The organism is Streptomyces pseudovenezuelae, from assembly GCF_001513955.1.
Lineage (GTDB): Bacteria > Actinomycetota > Actinomycetes > Streptomycetales > Streptomycetaceae > Streptomyces > Streptomyces pseudovenezuelae.
Map to the genome: position 1 here is coordinate 812,510 of NZ_KQ948148.1, position 16,685 is coordinate 829,194.

The 16,685-nt window shown below is 72.8% G+C and carries 15 protein-coding genes, 1 tRNA gene, 1 other RNA gene and 1 pseudogene; 10 read left to right on the plus strand and 8 right to left on the minus strand.

All coding sequences use genetic code 11. The features are described from left to right. Positions 1-165: 165 nt before the first annotated feature. Positions 166-810 (minus strand): LytR C-terminal domain-containing protein, encoded by a 645-nt coding sequence (locus AQI94_RS24015; RefSeq protein ID WP_225890250.1) that lies wholly within the window; start codon positions 808-810, stop codon positions 166-168. Between the two features lie 99 nt (positions 811-909). Next, the gene (locus tag AQI94_RS24020; protein ID WP_003999914.1) at positions 910-1,206 is read right to left on the minus strand and encodes a type II toxin-antitoxin system VapB family antitoxin; all 297 of its coding nucleotides are present in this window, start codon (positions 1,204-1,206) and stop codon (positions 910-912) included. 104 nt (positions 1,207-1,310) lie between these two features. Between AQI94_RS24020 and AQI94_RS24025 the strand changes: the two genes are divergently transcribed. Next, entirely contained in the window at positions 1,311-2,918 is a 1,608-nt protein-coding gene (locus AQI94_RS24025; RefSeq protein ID WP_031047158.1) for a helicase HerA-like domain-containing protein, read from the plus strand. A gap of 187 nt (positions 2,919-3,105) precedes the next feature. Here the strand turns inward: AQI94_RS24025 and AQI94_RS24030 are convergent, their stop codons facing one another. The 4 genes from AQI94_RS24030 to AQI94_RS24045 all read right to left on the minus strand — a co-directional run bounded on the left by AQI94_RS24030 (position 3,106) and on the right by AQI94_RS24045 (position 6,061). After that, entirely contained in the window at positions 3,106-3,423 is a 318-nt protein-coding gene (locus AQI94_RS24030; RefSeq protein ID WP_031047155.1) for a hypothetical protein, read from the minus strand. Between the two features lie 561 nt (positions 3,424-3,984). Beyond that, positions 3,985-4,635 carry an HdeD family acid-resistance protein gene (locus AQI94_RS24035; RefSeq protein ID WP_031047151.1) on the minus strand — a complete coding sequence of 217 codons (651 nt, stop codon included), beginning with the start codon at positions 4,633-4,635 and terminating at the stop codon, positions 3,985-3,987. Between the two features lie 58 nt (positions 4,636-4,693). Further along, positions 4,694-5,290 carry an HhH-GPD-type base excision DNA repair protein gene (locus tag AQI94_RS24040; RefSeq protein ID WP_031047147.1) on the minus strand — a complete coding sequence of 199 codons (597 nt, stop codon included), beginning with the start codon at positions 5,288-5,290 and terminating at the stop codon, positions 4,694-4,696. A 33-nt stretch (positions 5,291-5,323) separates the two neighbouring features. Further along, positions 5,324-6,061: a siderophore-interacting protein gene (locus AQI94_RS24045; RefSeq protein WP_031047145.1), complete on the minus strand. Its 738-nt coding sequence runs from the start codon at positions 6,059-6,061 to the stop codon at positions 5,324-5,326. Positions 6,062-6,139: 78 nt separating this feature from the next. On the opposite strand from AQI94_RS24045, the gene AQI94_RS24050 reads away from it, so the two are divergent. The 5 genes from AQI94_RS24050 (at position 6,140) to AQI94_RS24070 (ending at position 12,072) form a co-directional block, all read left to right on the plus strand. Then, positions 6,140-8,332: a penicillin acylase family protein gene (locus AQI94_RS24050; protein ID WP_031047143.1), complete on the plus strand. Its 2,193-nt coding sequence runs from the start codon at positions 6,140-6,142 to the stop codon at positions 8,330-8,332. An 8-nt stretch (positions 8,333-8,340) separates the two neighbouring features. Then, entirely contained in the window at positions 8,341-8,952 is a 612-nt protein-coding gene (locus AQI94_RS24055) for a GNAT family N-acetyltransferase (protein ID WP_031047141.1), read from the plus strand. After that, complete coding sequence (locus tag AQI94_RS24060) at positions 8,942-9,409, plus strand: cupin domain-containing protein (protein WP_031047139.1); 468 nt, start codon at positions 8,942-8,944, stop codon at positions 9,407-9,409. The genes AQI94_RS24055 and AQI94_RS24060 overlap by 11 nt, the downstream gene beginning before the upstream one ends. Next, entirely contained in the window at positions 9,406-10,158 is a 753-nt protein-coding gene (locus tag AQI94_RS24065; RefSeq protein WP_031047137.1) for an SDR family NAD(P)-dependent oxidoreductase, read from the plus strand. Before AQI94_RS24060 ends, AQI94_RS24065 begins: the two co-directional genes overlap by 4 nt. Positions 10,159-10,281: 123 nt before the next feature. Next, positions 10,282-12,072, plus strand: a complete 1,791-nt coding sequence (locus tag AQI94_RS24070; protein ID WP_031047134.1) for a copper resistance CopC/CopD family protein — start codon at positions 10,282-10,284, stop codon at positions 12,070-12,072. Here the strand turns inward: AQI94_RS24070 and AQI94_RS24075 are convergent. Beyond that, complete coding sequence (locus AQI94_RS24075) at positions 12,044-12,898, minus strand: DUF72 domain-containing protein (protein ID WP_031047131.1); 855 nt, start codon at positions 12,896-12,898, stop codon at positions 12,044-12,046. The genes AQI94_RS24070 and AQI94_RS24075 overlap by 29 nt on opposite strands. A gap of 31 nt (positions 12,899-12,929) precedes the next feature. Here AQI94_RS24075 and AQI94_RS24080 point away from each other — a divergent pair, with 31 nt between their 5' ends. Both AQI94_RS24080 and AQI94_RS46715 read left to right on the plus strand, forming a co-directional pair. Then, entirely contained in the window at positions 12,930-13,709 is a 780-nt protein-coding gene (locus AQI94_RS24080) for an SDR family NAD(P)-dependent oxidoreductase (protein WP_031047127.1), read from the plus strand. Between the two features lie 11 nt (positions 13,710-13,720). Next, positions 13,721-13,876: pseudogene (locus tag AQI94_RS46715) on the plus strand (site-specific integrase); the annotation flags it as partial. Between the two features lie 62 nt (positions 13,877-13,938). Here the strand turns inward: AQI94_RS46715 and AQI94_RS24085 are convergent. Next, a tRNA-Ser gene (locus AQI94_RS24085) sits at positions 13,939-14,026 on the minus strand. A 72-nt stretch (positions 14,027-14,098) separates the two neighbouring features. Between AQI94_RS24085 and ffs the strand changes: the two genes are divergently transcribed. Together ffs and AQI94_RS24095 are read left to right on the plus strand one after the other, a co-directional pair. Next, positions 14,099-14,197, plus strand: an RNA gene (gene ffs, locus AQI94_RS24090) — signal recognition particle sRNA small type. A gap of 59 nt (positions 14,198-14,256) precedes the next feature. Continuing rightward, a complete protein-coding gene (locus tag AQI94_RS24095; RefSeq protein ID WP_062229920.1) occupies positions 14,257-16,653 on the plus strand; it encodes a DNA polymerase III subunit gamma and tau in 2,397 nt (798 codons plus the stop codon). The last annotated feature ends 32 nt before the right edge of the window (positions 16,654-16,685 follow it).

Sequence of the window (16,685 nt, forward strand, 5' to 3'; positions counted from 1 at the left end):
CGTCGTGGTGCCGGCGACTGCACCCCCCTAGGGGCGCGGGGAACTGCGCGACCAGCCACGACGGACCCGCACCCGCCTGCCCACCTGATCCGGTCAGGGGCGCGGGGAACTGCGCGACCGGCCACGACGTGCCCGCACTCGCCCGGTGAGCCAAGCCCAGCGCAGCTACCCGCAGCTCTTCTTCGCCCCTGTGGCCGCAGGCGTCGGCGCGCTCAGTGCGGTGAGTGCCTTGTCGGCGGCCGCCTTGCTGTTCAGGCTCTTGAAGCCGTTCCCGATGATCAGGTCGACCTCCGTGCCCTTACGGGTGTCCGTGCGGGTCTCCGCGGAGACGAGCTGGGTGCCGAGGACCGGCAGCGAGGTCTTGAGGGCCGTGGACGGACCGAGCAGTATCCCCGTGCCCTTGACCTTCTTGTCGTAGGTCGCCGTCGCGTTGCCCACGTCGCCGATCTTGAAGCCCCGCTTCTTCAGCTCGTCCGCCGTCTTCTTGGCGAGCCCGCCGCGCGCGGTGGCGTTCAGGACGTTGACGGTGATCTGGCCCGGCCGGGGGAGAGGGGCCGCGGAGGCGGACGGGGACGCGCCGGCCTTCGTCGTGCAGTTCGTCCTGGACCCGGCCGCGGAAGCCTGGTCCCCGCCGCCCGTGAACACGTCGATCAGCTGGAGCGTGCCCCAGCCGACCAGGCTCAGCGCGGCGACGGAGGCCACCACGCCCAGCACGAGCCTGCCGCGCCGCCGGGACCGACGCATCCGGGGGTACTTGTCGCCCGTGATCCGGTACTTACCGCCCATGCCGGGGGGCGTCAGCATGCTCATGGGCGCAGCGTAGTGCGCCCGGGCGGCAATGCCTACTAGATGATCATTGGCCACCGCGCAGGAGAACCCGAAAGGGTCAAACCTTTACAGCGCGGTCACTCAGTCCAGCTCGAGCACGCGCGCGTGCAGCACCTGTCGCTGCTGGAGCGCCGCCCGCACCGCGCGGTGCAGGCCGTCCTCCAGGTACAGGTCGCCCTGCCACTTCACGACGTGCGCGAACAGGTCGCCGTAGAACGTCGAGTCCTCGGCGAGCAGGGTCTCCAGGTCGAGTTGGCCCTTGGTCGTCACCAGCTGATCGAGGCGGACCGGGCGCGGTGCGACGTCCGCCCACTGCCGGGTGCTTTCCCGGCCGTGGTCGGGGTACGGCCGGCCGTTTCCGATGCGCTTGAAGATCACACGGAAAGCCTACCGGTCAAGACCTTCCGGGCGCAGCCATGGCGACCGAGTGCGACGCTTGAAAAAAGCCGCGAAAAGGGGCTAAACGGGAGCAGGGGTTTGGTATGAGCGAGCGAAAGACCCCGCCGAAGGGCGTGACAGCGGCCGCCGCGGCAACCGCCGACCGAACCATGCCGGAGGCACAGTCCGTCTCGGCCGCGCTGCCCCAGGAGGCCCTGGAGATCGCCTCCGGCTACGCGTTCGGCGGGCCCGCGCTCGATCTGGGCGCGCTGCTGTGGGACGGGGTCTGCCTCCCGGACGCGCAGGTCAGGATCCCCCTGCCGATGCTCAACCGGCACGGGCTCGTCGCCGGTGCCACCGGCACCGGCAAGACCAAGACGCTCCAGCTCATCGCCGAGCAGTTGTCGGCGCAGGGGGTCCCCGTCTTCCTCGCCGACATCAAGGGCGATGTGTCGGGCATCTCCGCGCCGGGCACGCGGAACGAGAAGGTGCAGGCCAGGGCTGCGGAAGTGCATCAGCAGTGGGAGGCCGGCGGCTTTCCCGCGGAGTTCTACGCCCTCGGCGGCATCGGGCACGGCATCCCCGTCCGGGCCACCGTCACCAGCTTCGGGCCGCTGCTCCTGTCAAAGGTGCTCCAGCTCAACCAGACCCAGGAGCAGTCTCTCGGCCTGATCTTCCACTACGCCGACCGGAAGGGCCTGGAACTGGTCGACCTCAAGGACCTGCGGGCCGTCGTCGCCTTCCTCACCTCCGACGAGGGCAAGGGCGAGCTGAGGGGCATCGGCGGGCTGAGCACGGCCACCGCGGGAGTGATCCTGCGCTCCCTCACCGCCTTCGAGGCGGAGGGCATGGCCGACTTCTTCGGGGAGCCGGAGTTCGACACCGCCGAGCTGCTGCGGACCGCGGACGACGGGCGCGGGCTGGTGTCCGTCCTGGAGCTGGCCGCCGTACAGGACCGGCCGCGGCTCTTCTCGACCTTCCTGATGTGGCTGCTCGCCGATCTCTTCCACGATCTGCCGGAGGTCGGGGACGTCGACCGGCCGAAGCTCGTCTTCTTCTTCGACGAGGCGCATCTGCTCTTCAACGGGGCCTCGAAGGCGTTCCTCGACTCCCTCACACAGACCGTCCGGCTGATTCGCTCGAAAGGAGTCGGCGTCTTCTTCGTGACGCAGACCGCGAAGGACGTACCCGCCGACGTTCTCGCGCAGCTCGGCAACCGCGTCCAGCACGCGCTACGGGCCTTCACGCCGGACGACCAGAAGGCGTTGAAGGCGACCGTGAAGACCTTCCCCGACTCCGCGTACGACCTGGAGGAACTGCTCACCGGTCTGGGGACGGGGGAGGCCGTGGTGACCGTGCTGAGCGAGAAGGGGGCGCCCACGCCCGTCGCCGCGACCCGTCTGCGCGCTCCCGAGTCCCTGATGGGTCCCCTCGACGCCGGTGCGCTGGACGCGGCGGTCAGGGCCTCCTCGCTGTACGGGCGTTACGCACAGGCTGTGGACAGGGAGTCGGCGTACGAGAAGCTCGACTCCCGCGGCGCCAAGGGTCCGGACGAGATGAAGGCCCCGCCCCGGTCGCGTGCGAAGGACCCCTCCGTCGTCGAACAGGTCGTCGGCAGTGGCATGTTCAAGTCGCTCGCGCGGTCACTGGGCACACAGATCGGTCGGGAGATCACCCGTTCGGTCTTCGGTACGGCCCGGAGGAGGCGGTAGTCCGCCTCCTCCGGAGGATCAGCCGCGCTTCTCCTCTCGCACCGGCGGCTGCTTGTTCGTGTTCTGCGGTTTCGGCGCACTGCGTGCGGCCTCCGCGCGCAGCAGGGCGCGCAGGACCGCGTACGGGTCGACGGGCATGACGGTGTTCCTCGCGTGAGTGCTGAGCAGGCCTGGGAAGCGGGCTCTGTCAGCAGCGCAGGACCACGGAACGCAGGGCGGGCAGCGCGTACGGCGGTCGCTGGGCCGCCGGGAGGGGACGGGCCGCCGGGACACCGGGCACCGCCTGCGACCGCGGAACGGGCCGCAGAGGTACGGCCGCACGGTGCACGGCCCGGGCCGGTGGCCGCAGGACCGTGTCGAGGACGTCGTACTCGACGAGTTCCCCGGCCGGGACGGGCGGCATCGGGTGCGCCTGCACCTGTGCGCCGGGAACCAGCAGCGCGAGCAGCAGCACGAGCACCCGCAGCCAGTCACGGCTGCCCGGGGCACGTCGTACGGAACTCACACAGCTCGTCTCCCCCTCCGGCACGCCCACGTCATCACTTCGGCCCCGCAATTCACCCGGGCGCAGCAGGGGCGACCAGTCCTGGTCGGGGATTCGTGTGGTGGCCGGTGCGCGGTGTCGCTGAGGTGCGGCGGCGGAGCAAGGCCCGGCACGGCCCACCGCCCGCCCGGTCCGGGACTGCCACAACCGTCCAGTCCCGGACCGGGACACCCACCTTGGTCCGCGGCCCCGCCTCGCGGGCAGTCACACAGCCGTGGGGGGGGCGAGTTGCCGGGCCCCGGGAAGGGCGGCGCGTGACCAGTGGGCGCGCCGCCACGGTCGTTCGGATCCCTGCCCGGGGCGATGGGCGCCGCCCGCCGGAACGCGATCGGTCGGCGGCACCCCAGGCCCGCCTTCGGCTTCGGGCAGGGCCACGCCTCACCGTCACCCACACACCACGTGCCCGCAATTTCCGGCCCGCGCGCAGCATCAGTGAGGCGGTGGTGTGGTGAGGGTGGGCGACTGGGGCCCGGTGTCAGCAGGGCGCGGCGCTGTGGGGGCCGGCAGGCGCATCCGGTGGTGTCACACCGTGTGCGGTACCTGTCGGGCTCGGCCGCGGATGCTGAGGGCGGTGATGATCTCGACGATTCCGACGACGACCAGCCAGATGCCGCCGACCAGGGTGAGGACGGCGACCGACTCGAAGGGGGAGTCGATCAGCACGATCCCGGCGATGAAGGTGAGCGCGCCGAGGAGGATCTGCCAGCCGCGGGCCGGCATGGAGCGGTCGGACGCGGCCGCCAGGGTCTGGGTGATGCCGCGGATCAGCCAGCCGATGCCGATCCACAGGGCGAGCAGCAGGATCGACCGCATCGGGCCGCGCAGGCAGAACAGGCCCAGCAGGATCGACAGGGTGCCGCTGACGAAGGCGAGGACGCGCAGGGCGGTCGTCTTGTGCGTACCGAAGGCCGCGACCAGCTGGAAGATGCCGCTGACCAGGAGGTAGACGCCGAAGAGGACGCCTACCGCGAGCAGGGAGCCACCGGGCCAGACCAGGACCAGGACGCCCAGGATCAGGGAGGCGACACCCGTGACCAGGACGACCTGCCAGGCGGCCTGGGCGAGGGCGTGCAGGGGGCCCTCGAAGGGCGGTTCGGGCGCGTGCGGTGCGGTGCCCGGCGGGTGGCCCGCGTGGACCCTGCGGTCGTCGAAACGGTCGTCGAACTCGGTCATGGTCCATGCTGGGACCGCCGTGCACCGTGCGGCCACCCGGGGCGGGCCACCCGGCTGACTAGGACTTCCCGGCCGCCTTGGCCGCCTTCGCGGCCGCCTTCATCTCCTGTTTGTGCGCGCGGACCTTCGTCAGCGACTCGGGTCCGGTGATGTCGGCGACGGACCGGAAGGACTTCGCCTCGCCGTAGGCGCCCGCGGCCTCCCGCCAGCCCTGCGGCCGGACGCCGAGCTGCTTGCCCAGCAGCGCCAGGAAGATCTGGGCCTTCTGCTTGCCGAAGCCCGGCAGTTCCTCCAGGCGGCGCAGCAGCTCGCGGCCGTCGTCCACGCCCTTCCAGACCAGCTCGGCCTCGCCGTCGTAGTGCTCGACGAGGTACTGGCACAGCTGCTGGATCCGCTTGGCCATCGAGCCCGGATAGCGGTGCACGGCCGGCTTCTCGGACAGCAGCGCGACGAAGGCCTCCGGGTCCTGCGCCGCGATGTCGTGCGCGTCGAGGTCGCTCGCGCCGAGGCGGTCCGCGATGGTGCGGGGGCCCTTGAACGCCCACTCCATCGGGACCTGCTGGTCCAGCAGCATCCCGACCAGCGCGGCGAGCGGGGAGCGGCCGAGGAGCTCGTCGGCCTCGGGGTCCTGGGCGAGGTGAAGGGTGACGTCCATGTCCCCGATCATGCCCCCGCCGGCAGCGCGCCTCTACCGGGAGCCGGCGGGCAGGTCCCGCCAGTAGCCGAGCGCGTGCACCCGCTGCTTCGGCACGCCCAGTTCCTTGCGGACGTACGACGACAGGGTCCGGGTCGTCGCCGTGTCGCAGGCGATCCAGACGTACGCGTCCGGGTGGCTGCTCAGCAGGGCGGGCAGGTCCGCCTTCGCCTGGGCGACGAGGTGTGCCCCGGAGTCGAGGCGGAGCACCCGGCGGACCTCGTGGCGGGACGGGTCGGTGCGGAAGGGGAGGTCCTCGTCGCCGCCCTCGAACCAGACGGTCGCGGGGGAGGAGTCCAGGGCGCCGAGGAGGGAGTTGAGGGCGGGCAGGGAGGCCGGGTCGCCGAAGGCGAACACATGGGTGGGCTCGGGGTCGGGGCGGTCGAAGCCGGTGCCGTGGACGGTCGCCTCGACGGTGTCGCCGGGCTTCGCGGCGCGGGCCCAGTCGCTGGCGATCCCGTCGTGCAGCGCGAACTCCATGGTGAAGGTGCCCGCCTCGGGGTCCGGGTCGACCAGGGTGTAGGCCCGCTGGTGCGGCTTGCCCGCGGCGGCGAACCACAGACGCACCCACATCGTCGGATGGACGCCGGTGGCCGCCAGCATCCCGCCGTCGGTGAGATGCACCCGCCGGTACGCGTCGGTGACGTCCTCGGCGCCGGTCACGGTGCACACGAAGTCCTTCGCGCGCAGCAGTCGCAGGACCGCTCCCTCCCAGCCGTGCCCCTGCCCCATGGTCTTTTCACCCTTCGCGTACGATTCCCCCACCAGCTGACTTAGGTAAGCCTAACTTAAAGAAGGACGGGTTCGAGGGTGAGTATCGAGATCCACCGCGACGCCTGGGGGATCCCCCACCTCCGCGCGGACAGCGCGCGTGAACTCGCCCGCGCCCAGGGCCGGGTCACCGCCCGCGACCGCGCCTGGCAGCTGGAGGTCGAACGGCATCGCGCACAGGGCACCTCGGCCGCCTTCCTCGGTGCCGGGGCCCTGTCCTGGGACACCCTCGCGAGACGGGCCCGCCTGGACGACACGGCCAGACGCTGCTTCGCGGCGCTGGAGAGACGGGACCCGGAGACGGCCGAGTGGGTCCGGGCGTACGTCGACGGCGTGAACGAGGAACTGCCGGCCACCACCGCCCCCGAGTTCACCCGCGTCGCACTCACCCCCGGGCGCTGGGAGCTCTGGACCCCGCTCGGCGTCTGGCTCGCCACGCACATCCTCTTCGCCGGCTTCCCCGCCAAGCTCTGGCGGGACGAGGCGACACGGCACCTGGGCCCTGAGGCGGTCGGTCTCTTCGCCGCCGACGGCCCCGGCACCTCCGGCAGCAACGGCTGGCTGGTCGCCGGCGCCCGCACCACCACCGGCCACGCCGTCCTCGCCGGCGACCCGCACCGCTACATCGAGGACCCCGGTGTCTACCAGCAGATCCACCTGGTCTGCCCCGAGTTCGACGTCATCGGTTTCGCCGTCCCCGGCGTCCCCGGCATCGCCCACTTCGGTCACACCGGCACGGTCGCCTGGTCCATCACCAACGCCATGGCCGACTACCAGGACCTCTACCGCGAACGGCTGCGCCGCACCGGGGCCGGTGTGGAGGCCCTCGGCCCGGACGGCACCTGGCACCGCGCCGGCCGGCACACCGAGACCGTCGAGGTGGCGGGCGAGGCGCCGGTCGAGATCGAGGTGATCGAGACGGACCGGGGCCCGGTCATCGCGGGGGGCCCGGAGGGGCTGGAAGGGGGAGGGGTGGTGGAGGAGCCCCCGGCCGCGGACGCCTCCCGGTCCGCTGCCCTCCCCGCTCCCCCCTCGGCGTCCCTTCCCGCCGCCACGCCTCTCGCCCTCTCCCTCCGCTACCCGCCCCGAGTCACCGGGGACCTCGGCTTCAGCGCACTGCTCCCCCTCCTGCGGGCCCGCCGTACCGCCGACGTGGACCGTGCCTTCGACCAGTGGGTCGAGCCCGTGAACGTGGTGCAGGCTGCGGACACCGAGGGCGGGCTGCTGCACCGGGTCGCCGGCAGGGTCCCCGTGCGCACGGAGGCCAACCGGCTTCGTCCCGTGCCCGCCTGGGAGCCCGGTCATGAGTGGCGGGGCTGGCACGAGACCCCGCGTGCCGGTCTCCGCGACGGTGTCGCCGTGATGGCCAACCAGCGCGGCCCCGCCACCCCGCTCGGCGTCGAGTTCGCCCCGCCCCACCGGGCGAACCGCATCACCGCCCTGCTGAACGAGAAGGAGCGGTGGTCGGCCGCCGACATGCCGCTGATCCACATGGACACCCATCTCGCCTCGGCCCAGCCCCTGTTGGAGCACATCGAGGCCCTGGACGACCTGAGCCCCGAGGCCGCGGCCGTCAGGGAAACGATCCGCCAGTGGGATCGCCGCATGGCCGCGAACAGCGGGGAGGCAGCCCTGTACGCCGCCGTGCGCGGCGCGGTCGTACGACGGCTCGCCGCCCACCCCGCGTTCGCGGCCCTGGCCGACCCGCCCGCCTACCCCGACGTCCTCCTCCCCTGGCTCGGCCTTGTCCCCCGTGTCGCCTTCGCGCTCGAACACCTCCTGAAAGCCGAGGAGTTGTACGGCATCGACCGGGCCGAGGCCGTGCGGGCCGCCCTGGAGGAGGTGGCCGCCGAGCCGCAGCGGGGCGCCTGGGGCGACACCCACCGCCTCGCCCCCTGGCGGGCGCTTCCCGAGAGCGAGAGCGAGAGCGAGAGCGGGAGCGGGAGCGGGGGTGAGAGCGGGAGCGAGCGCGAGGCCCCCGGTCTCTCCGGCGACCACGACTGCGTCCTGTGCACCTCCGCCGTGCCCGGACTCACCGACCTCGCCGCGCGCGGCCCGGCCGCCCGTTACGTCTGGGACCTGGCCCGCCGCGAGGACAGCCTCTGGGTCGTCCCGCTGGGCGCCTCCGGCACGCCCGGCTCGCCCCATCACCGTGACCAGCTCCCCCTGTGGCTCAGGGGAGATCTCGTCCCGGTAGTCACCGACCGGCAGCAGCTGACGAAGGAAGACTGAGGAGACCGATGTCCGACACCCCCACCCGTGAAGCGGTCCACACCCAGACGGTGGACGGCTACGGCACCGTCCGCATCCTGCGCCTGGACCCGCACGCCGACGCCGCGACCGTCCACGCCTGGGTGCGCGAGGAACGCGCCGCGTTCTGGGGCATGAACGGCCTCACCCAAGAACAAGTGGCCGAGATCTACGCCCACTTGGACACCCTCGACACCCATCACGCCTATCTGCTGGAGAAGGACGGCGAACCGGCCGGACTGCTGCAGACCTACGAGCCGGAGGCCGACCGGGTCAGCGAGTGCTACCGCGTCGAAGCCGGTGACATCGGCCTCCACCTGCTGCTCCGGCCCCCGGGGCGGCACGGCACCCGCCCCGGCTGGTCGTCGGCGCTGCTGACCGCCGTGGCCTCGTACGTGCTGCTGGGCCTGGACAGGCGGCGGGTCGTGGTCGACCCCGACGTGCGCAACGAGAAGGCCGTCGCCCGCTTCCTGAAGCAGGGCTTCGTGGCCGGAGACGTGGTCGTGCTGCCGGAGGTCGACCTCCCCGACGTGCACCTGCCCGAGAAGCACGCCCAACTGGCCTTTCTGGCAAGGGATATAGCCTTCCCGGGTGACGCCTGACGACTTGGTCGCCCACTACGGCCTGATACCGATCCCCCGCGAGGGCGGACTGTTCCGGCAGACCTGGGCGGGCGAGGAGCGTGCCGACGGAAGACCGCACGGCACGGCGATCGTCGCCCTCCTGACCTCGGACGACTACTCCGCCCTGCACCGCCTGCCCAGCGACGAGATCTGGCACCACTACCTCGGCGACCCGCTGGAGATCCTGCTCCTGGCCCCGGACGGCACGACGGCCGACGCCGTCCTGGGACCGGACATACGCGCCGGCCAGCACCCCCAGCTGACCGTGCCCGCGGGCACCTGGATGGGGGCCACGACCCGCGGCGCCTGGACCTTCTTCGGCTGCACCATGGCCCCCGGCTTCACCTACGAGGGCTACGAGCACGGTGACGCGGCCGAGCTGACGGCGCGTTACCCGTCCGAGGCCGCCCGGATCGCGCGACTGTGCCGTCCATGAGACTCCTGGACGGACAGGTCGCCCTGGTCACGGGCGCGGGCGGCGGCATCGGGCGGGGGATCGCGCTGCGGTTCGCGGAACAGGGCGCGGCGGTCGCCCTGCACTGCCGTACGGCGGTGGCGGCGGCCCGTGAAACGGCGTCCCGCATCGAGGACTCGGGCGCCCGGGCCGTCGTACTGGAGGCGGATCTGCGGGACGAGGACGCGTGCCGGCGGCTGCTACGGGAGGCCGCCGCGTGGGGCGGGGGACTGACCGCGCTGGTCAACAACGCGGGCGTGCAGCCCGTCCAGCCCCTGCCCGGGATGAGGGCCGCGCAGTGGCGGGCCGTCGTGGACACCAATCTCACCGGCGTCTTCGCGTGCACCCAGGCGGCCGCGGAACTCATGCGCCCGGGCGGGTCCGTGACCCACATCGCGTCCGTCGAGGCGCGTCAGCCCGCCCCCGAGCACGCGCACTACGCCGCCTCCAAGGCCGCGATCGTGACGCACGCGCGGTCGGCGGCCCTGGAGTACGGTCGCCGCGGCATCCGGGTGAACACGGTCTCGCCCGGGCTGATCGACCGGGAGGGGCTGGCGGAGGCCTGGCCGGAGGGGGTGGAGCGGTGGGAGCGAGCAGCGCCCCTGGGCAGGCTCGGGAGGCCCGAGGACGTGGCCGACGCGTGCGTGTTCCTCGCCTCCCCGCTCGCGTCCTGGGTCACCGGGCACGACCTGGTGGTGGACGGCGGCGTGTCCGCCCGGCCGACGTGGTGAGCGCTGCGGGGTTCGCGTCCGTACATGTCGGGAAGACCGCGAGCCCAGGTACGGAGCAGTGACGTGAGGTGTGAACGTGCGCGCAGCAGCACAGGCCGGCGAGGGCGAGGACTTCAAGGGCTGGTGCTGCTGGGCACCGTGCTGGTCCTGCTCCTCTTCGGCGGCGCGGGAGCGGCTTCGGCCCACGCGGCCCTCCGATCCACCGACCCCGGGGACGGCACCGTCCTCAAGTCCGCCCCCCGTGACATCACCCTGACCTTCACCGAGTCCGTCGGCCTGCTCGACGACTCCTTCCGGGTGCTCGCCCCCGACGGCAAGCGCCTGAAGGTCACCGACGCCGGGCACGGGCCGGGCGGCTCGGACACGGCCCGCGTCTCGCTGCCCGCCGAACTCGCCCAGGGCACCTACACGGTGGCCTGGCGGGTGGTCTCCGCCGACAGCCACCCGGTCTCCGGCGCCTTCACCTTCTCCGTCGGCAAACCCTCCCCGGCCACGGTGATCCCGGACACCGGCCCGACCGAGGACCCGGCCACGGAGAGCCTCTTCAACATGGGCCGCTACCTGGCCTACCTCGCCGTGGCCCTGCTCATCGGCACCGCCGTCTTCCGCACCGCCTGCCGCCCCCCGGAGCCGTTCCGCCTGAACCGTCTCCTGTGGGCGGGTTGGGGCACCCTGCTCGGCTCGACCGTGTTCCTGCTGGTGCTGCGGGCGCCGTACGAGTCGGGAGCGGGCCCGACCGCCGCGTTCTCCCTGAAGGCTTTCGAACGCACCCTGGGCACCCGCCCCGGCGAGGCCCTCCTGGTCCGCCTGGCACTGCTGCTGGTCGCCTGGTTCTTCGTCGTACGACTGCTGCGGCTCGGCGAGGAGAGGCTGTCCCGCGCGTGGCAGGCGGCCGGCGGTGCGCTCGCCGTGGGTCTCGCGCTGACCTGGGCCGCCGCCGAGCACGCGTCCGCGGGGATCCAGGTGCCGGTGGCGATGACGTCCGCGGTGCTGCACGTGCTGGCGATGTCGGTCTGGCTGGGCGGTCTCGCGGCCCTGCTCACCCTGCTGCACCGGGCCCCCTCGCAGCTTCCGGCCGCGGTCGTCGCCCGTTTCTCCCGGCTGGCCTTCGCCTCCGTGACCGTCCTCGTCGCCACCGGCGTCTACCAGTCCTGGCGCGGCCTCGGCTCCTGGGAGGCGGTCACCGGCACGACGTACGGCCATCTGCTCGTCCTCAAGCTGCTCGCGGTGACGCTGCTGCTGGCGGCGGCGAGGCTGTCGCGCCAGTGGACGGGACGGCTGGTGACGGTGGCGGCCAAGACGGAGTCGAAGTCGGCCGTACGGGAGAAGGTGCCCGAGCCGGCCGTGCGGGAGAGGGTGCCGGAGCGGGTGGGCGGGCCGCCGTCGGCTCCGGAACCGGCGCCCGTCACCGCCGGGCCGGCCGCACCGGCCTACCGGCACGGTCTGCGCCGTTCCGTGCTCGCCGAAGTGGCTGTCGGGGTCGTGGTCCTGGTGCTGAGCACCGTGCTGAGCGGCACGCTGCCCGGCCGGGCCCAGGCCGACGCGGCCGAGGCGGGCCCGGCCACGGGCGGGCTGCCCGCCGCGTCCGTGACCGACGTCCCCTTCGCGGTGGGCGGCGCCACGGGCAAGGTGCAGATCACCCTCGACCCGGGCCGCACCGGCGACAACTCGGTCCAGGCCATCGTCTACGCGGCCGACGGAGGCCTCGCCACGGTCCCCGAACTCCGGCTGTCCTTCACCCTCCCGGCGAAGGAGATCGGCCCGATCGACGCCGGACTGAAGAACAAGGGCGGCTACTGGGGCACGAACGACCTGACCCTGCCCCTCGCGGGCGACTGGCGGATGAAGGCGACCATCAGGGTCTCCGACGTCGACCAGATCAGCGTCACGAAGACGGTGCGGATCGTGGGCTGAGCGGGCTGATTGGGCTGAGCAGGTCCGCCATGTGTTCGGCGGCGTGCACGGCGGCCGCCCCGCAGCAGTTGTTGAACAGGACGTGGAGCTCGTCGACCCGCTCGGCCGCCGCGTGCAACCGCGGTACCCACTCGGCGAGTTCGGCGCGCGTGTAGTCGTACCGGAAACGCTCCTCCTTGCTGCCGCGGCCCCAGGAGGAGCTGCGCCCGTGGAAGCGCACGACGGACAGCCGGGGCGCGGTGACGGGGGTGACCGGCGGCAGGGAGGCGGGCAGTCCCTGGCGCATGTCCACGGCCACGGCGGAGAAGTCGTACTTGCCGAGCAGCGCGCAGGTGAGGTCGTACTGCCCCTCCTCCCACCACGACGGGTGCCGGAACTCCACCTGGACGGGCCATCCGGCGGTACGCTCCGCGGTCTCCTCCAGGAACCGCTCGGCCCGCGCCCCCGGCCGCAGCCACGGCGGGAACTGGAACAGCACCCCACCGAGCCGCCCGGCCTCCCGCAACGGCTCGATCCCGGCGGCGAACCGCGCCCACACCTCCGCCAACGGGACGTCCGCGAGGGCGGACTGCTTCACCGGATGCCCGGTGAGCGGCGCGTACGCCTTCACGTCGAACACGAACCCGGCGGGCGTGCGCTCCACCCACAGACGGCTGTTGCGCTCGCTGGGCAGCGCGTAGAACGTGCCGTCCACCTCCACCACCGGGAGCCGCTCGGCGTAGTACCGCAACCGCCCCTCGGCGTCCCGCCGCCCCGGCGGGTACCAGCCGCTGCGGACGAGCGCGGGATCGGTCCAGGAGCACGTGCCTACGAGAACGCGGGTCATGGGGTGCCGGGTACCGACCTAGGCTTCCGGCATGACTTCCCAGGCGTATCTCTCCGCACTCTTCTCGCTGGACGGCCGGGTGGCGCTGGTGACCGGCGGAAGTTCGGGCATCGGCAGGGCGATCGCGGGGGCGTTGGCGCGGGCCGGGGCGAGCGTGGTGATCGTGGCCCGCAGGGAGCCCGAACTGTCCTCCACGGTTGCGGAGTTGACGACCGACGGCTGCCGGGCGGCCTGGGTGAGCGGCGACCTGAGCACCCGGGAGGGCGTCCGTACGGCGGCGGAGGCGGCCGCCGCCGTGTTCGGCGAGCCGGACATCCTGGTCAACTCCGCGGGCATCAACCTGCGTCCACCGATGACCGAGCTCACCGACGAGGTGTGGGACACCACCATGGCCGTCAACCTGGAGGCCCCCTACCTCCTGGGCCAGCGCTTCGGCCCCGGCATGGCCGAGCGCGGCTTCGGCCGGATCATCCACGTCACGTCCCAGCAGGCCCACCGCGCCTTCGTCCACAGCGGCGCCTACGGCGTCTCCAAGGGCGGCCTGGAGTCCCTGGCCCGCTCCCAGGCCGAGGCCTGGTCCCCGCACGGCGTCACCTGCAACACCCTCGTCCCCGGCTTCGTACTGACCCCCCTCAACGCCCGCCTCGCCGACGACCCCGCCCAGGTCGCCACCCTGGCCGCCCGCACCATGACCGGCCGCAACGGCCTCCCCGACGACTTCGCCGGCCCCGCGGTCTTCCTGGCGAGCGAGGCGGCGGCGTACGTCACGGGGCAGGCGGTTTTCGTGGACGGGGGGTTGTCGGTGCATTGACGGCTTCCGCTGGGGGGTGGGAGCCGGGCACGTCTGCGAGCATGCGGGCCCGGTACCTCCACGTGCCGGACGCCATGCTCAAAGACGTCGCCCGGAAGATCGCCGAAGCCATCTGGGGACCGTCCGAGACACCCGCTGTGGACAAAAACCAGGACAACGAGGGCTGAGGACAACGACGAAGGGCCCCACCTCGCGGTGGGGCCCTTCGACATCGTGCCCGGTGAGGCACTGGCGGAGGATACGAGATTCGAACTCGTGAGGGGTTGCCCCCAACACGCTTTCCAAGCGTGCGCCCTAGGCCTCTAGGCGAATCCTCCGCGGCAAACAATACAAGACGTTGAGGAGTGCTCGCGAACTCGTTCCCACCCCCTGCCATCGGGTACTGTTTGGGCAGCCCCTCACGCGGCGCTATCTGACTGAACTCCCCCAGGGCCGGAAGGCAGCAAGGGTAGGTTGGCTCTGGCGGGTGCGTGGGGGGCGTTCGCGTTCCCGGACCGGGGGCCCGCGCGGGGTCGGGTTGTCAGTGGGCGCCTATAACCTCGTATGCGTGTCGTCTCTCGCGTTGTACCGCCGCTACCGCCCGGAGTCCTTCGCCGAGGTCATCGGGCAGGAGCATGTCACCGACCCGCTGCAGCAGGCGCTGCGGAACAACCGGGTCAATCACGCGTACCTGTTCAGCGGTCCGCGCGGATGCGGCAAGACGACCAGCGCGCGCATCCTCGCCAGGTGCCTGAACTGCGAGCAGGGGCCCACGCCGACCCCGTGCGGCACCTGTCAGTCCTGCCAGGACCTGGCCAGGAACGGCCCGGGGTCCATCGACGTCATCGAGATCGACGCAGCTTCCCACGGTGGTGTGGACGACGCCCGTGAGCTGCGGGAGAAGGCCTTCTTCGGCCCGGCGAGCAGCCGCTACAAGATCTACATCATCGACGAGGCCCACATGGTCACGTCGGCCGGTTTCAACGCGCTGCTCAAGGTCGTCGAGGAGCCCCCGGAGCACCTCAAGTTCATCTTCGCCACCACCGAGCCCGAGAAGGTCATCGGGACGATCCGGTCGCGGACCCATCACTACCCGTTCCGGCTCGTACCGCCCGGCACTCTGCGGGAGTACCTCGGCGAGGTGTGCGGCAAGGAGAACATCCCCGTCGAGGAGGGCGTCCTGCCACTCGTCGTGCGGGCCGGCCAGGGCTCCGTGCGTGACTCCATGTCCGTCATGGACCAGCTCCTCGCCGGAGCGCGGGAGGACGGTGTGACGTATGCCATGGCCACCTCCCTCCTCGGCTACACCGACGGCTCCCTCCTCGACTCCGTCGTCGAGGCCTTCGCCACTGGTGACGGCGCCGCCGCCTTCGAGGTTGTCGACCGGATCATCGAGGGTGGCAACGACCCGCGCCGTTTCGTCGCCGACCTGCTGGAGCGGCTGCGGGACCTGGTCATCCTCGCCGCCGTTCCCGACGCCGCCGAGAAGGGGCTCATCGACGCCCCCGCCGACGTCATCGAGCGCATGCAGGCCCAGGCCGGCACCTTCGGCCCCGCCGAACTGAGCCGGGCCGCCGACCTCGTCAACGAAGGCCTGACGGAGATGCGCGGCGCCAACTCGCCCCGTCTCCAGCTGGAGCTCATCTGCGCGCGTGTGCTGCTCCCCGCGGCCTACGGGGACGAGCGTTCGGTCATGGCCCGCCTCGACCGCATCGAGCGGGGCGTGAACTTCTCGGCCGCCGGCGCCGGCGCCCCCGCGATGGGGTACGTGCCGGGGCCGGAGGCGCACGGGGGAGCCGCTCCGGGCTCCTTCACGGCCGCCGTCCCGCCCCCGTCCGCCGCTTCGCCGTCGGCTCCGCTTTCCCCGTCGGTGCCGGTTCCGCCCGGCGGCGGTCCGGCCGCGGCCCGGGCGGCGGTCCGGGCCGCGGGAGCCGCGGGAACGGACGGACACCCGGGCGGAGCAGGCGGCCCGGGCGGATTCCCCGGCGCTACGGCCGACTCGGCGCCCCCCGCCGTTCCGGCCGCCCCGGCCCCCACTCCCACCCCCGACGGCCCGCCCTCTCCCACAGACGGCCAGGCGCCCGGCGCTCCGGCCGGTGCACCGGCCGGCCAAGGCCCGGCCCCCGCAGCGTCCGCCCCGGCTCCCGGCGCCTGGCCCACCGCCGCACCCGCCGGTGGCGGGCGGCGTCCCGGGGGGTGGCCCACCCCCGCCCCGGCCGGCGGCGGCCAGTCCCAGACGCCCGCGGCGCACCGACCCGCGGCCGCCTCGGCACCGGCCCAGCCCGCCCCCGCGGCGGCCTCGGCCTCCGCACCCGGTCCGGCCGCCTACGCTCCGCCGGCTGGTGGCCTCGACCCCCGTCAGCTCTGGCCCAACATCCTGGAAGCGGTCAAGAACCGCCGCCGCTTCACCTGGATCCTGCTCAGCCAGAACGCCCACGTGGCCGGCTTCGACGGCACCACCCTCCAGCTCGGCTTCGTCAACGCCGGTGCCCGCGACAACTTCGCGAGCAGCGGCAGCGAGGACGTGCTGCGTCAGGCGCTCTCCGAGCAGTTCAGCGTGCAGTGGAAGGTCGAGGCCGTCATCGACCCGTCGGGCGGCGGCGCGGCACCCCCGGCCTCCGGTGGCTTCAACAGCGGCGGTGGCGGTGGCGGTGGCTACGGCGGAGGGGGCAGTGCCGGCGGTGGGTACGGCACCGGGAACACGGGGGGCTACGGCGCCCCGGCCTCCCAGGCCCCGCCGGCCCCCCGGCCGACGCCCGCCCCGGCCGCCCGGCCCGCATCGGAGCCCGCCCCCGCACCGGCCCCCGCCCCACAGCGGTCCGCGCCGGAACCCCCGCCCGTCTCCATCGAGGACGACATCCCCGAGGACGACGACCCCGACCTCAACGAGTCGGCGCTTTCGGGCCGCGAACTGATCGTGCGGGAGCTCGGGGCGACCGTCGTGGAGGAGATCACCAACGAGTAGCGGGCGGGTGGAGGAGGCGGCCAGACCCCCGC

Excerpts from the sequence above, each read along its gene's own strand:
- AQI94_RS24055 (WP_031047141.1), top strand. The coding sequence starts at position 8,341 with ATGTCCGACACCCCCACCCGTGAAGCGGTCCACACCCAGACGGTGGAC.
- AQI94_RS24025 (WP_031047158.1), top strand. The coding sequence starts at position 1,311 with ATGAGCGAGCGAAAGACCCCGCCGAAGGGCGTGACAGCGGCCGCCGCG.
- AQI94_RS24065 (WP_031047137.1), top strand. The coding sequence starts at position 9,406 with ATGAGACTCCTGGACGGACAGGTCGCCCTGGTCACGGGCGCGGGCGGC.
- AQI94_RS24040 (WP_031047147.1), bottom strand. The coding sequence starts at position 5,290 with ATGGACGTCACCCTTCACCTCGCCCAGGACCCCGAGGCCGACGAGCTC.
- AQI94_RS24080 (WP_031047127.1), top strand. The coding sequence starts at position 12,930 with ATGACTTCCCAGGCGTATCTCTCCGCACTCTTCTCGCTGGACGGCCGG.
- AQI94_RS24045 (WP_031047145.1), bottom strand. The coding sequence starts at position 6,061 with ATGGGGCAGGGGCACGGCTGGGAGGGAGCGGTCCTGCGACTGCTGCGC.
- AQI94_RS24075 (WP_031047131.1), bottom strand. The coding sequence starts at position 12,898 with ATGACCCGCGTTCTCGTAGGCACGTGCTCCTGGACCGATCCCGCGCTC.
- AQI94_RS24035 (WP_031047151.1), bottom strand. The coding sequence starts at position 4,635 with ATGACCGAGTTCGACGACCGTTTCGACGACCGCAGGGTCCACGCGGGC.
- AQI94_RS24015 (WP_225890250.1), bottom strand. The coding sequence starts at position 810 with ATGAGCATGCTGACGCCCCCCGGCATGGGCGGTAAGTACCGGATCACG.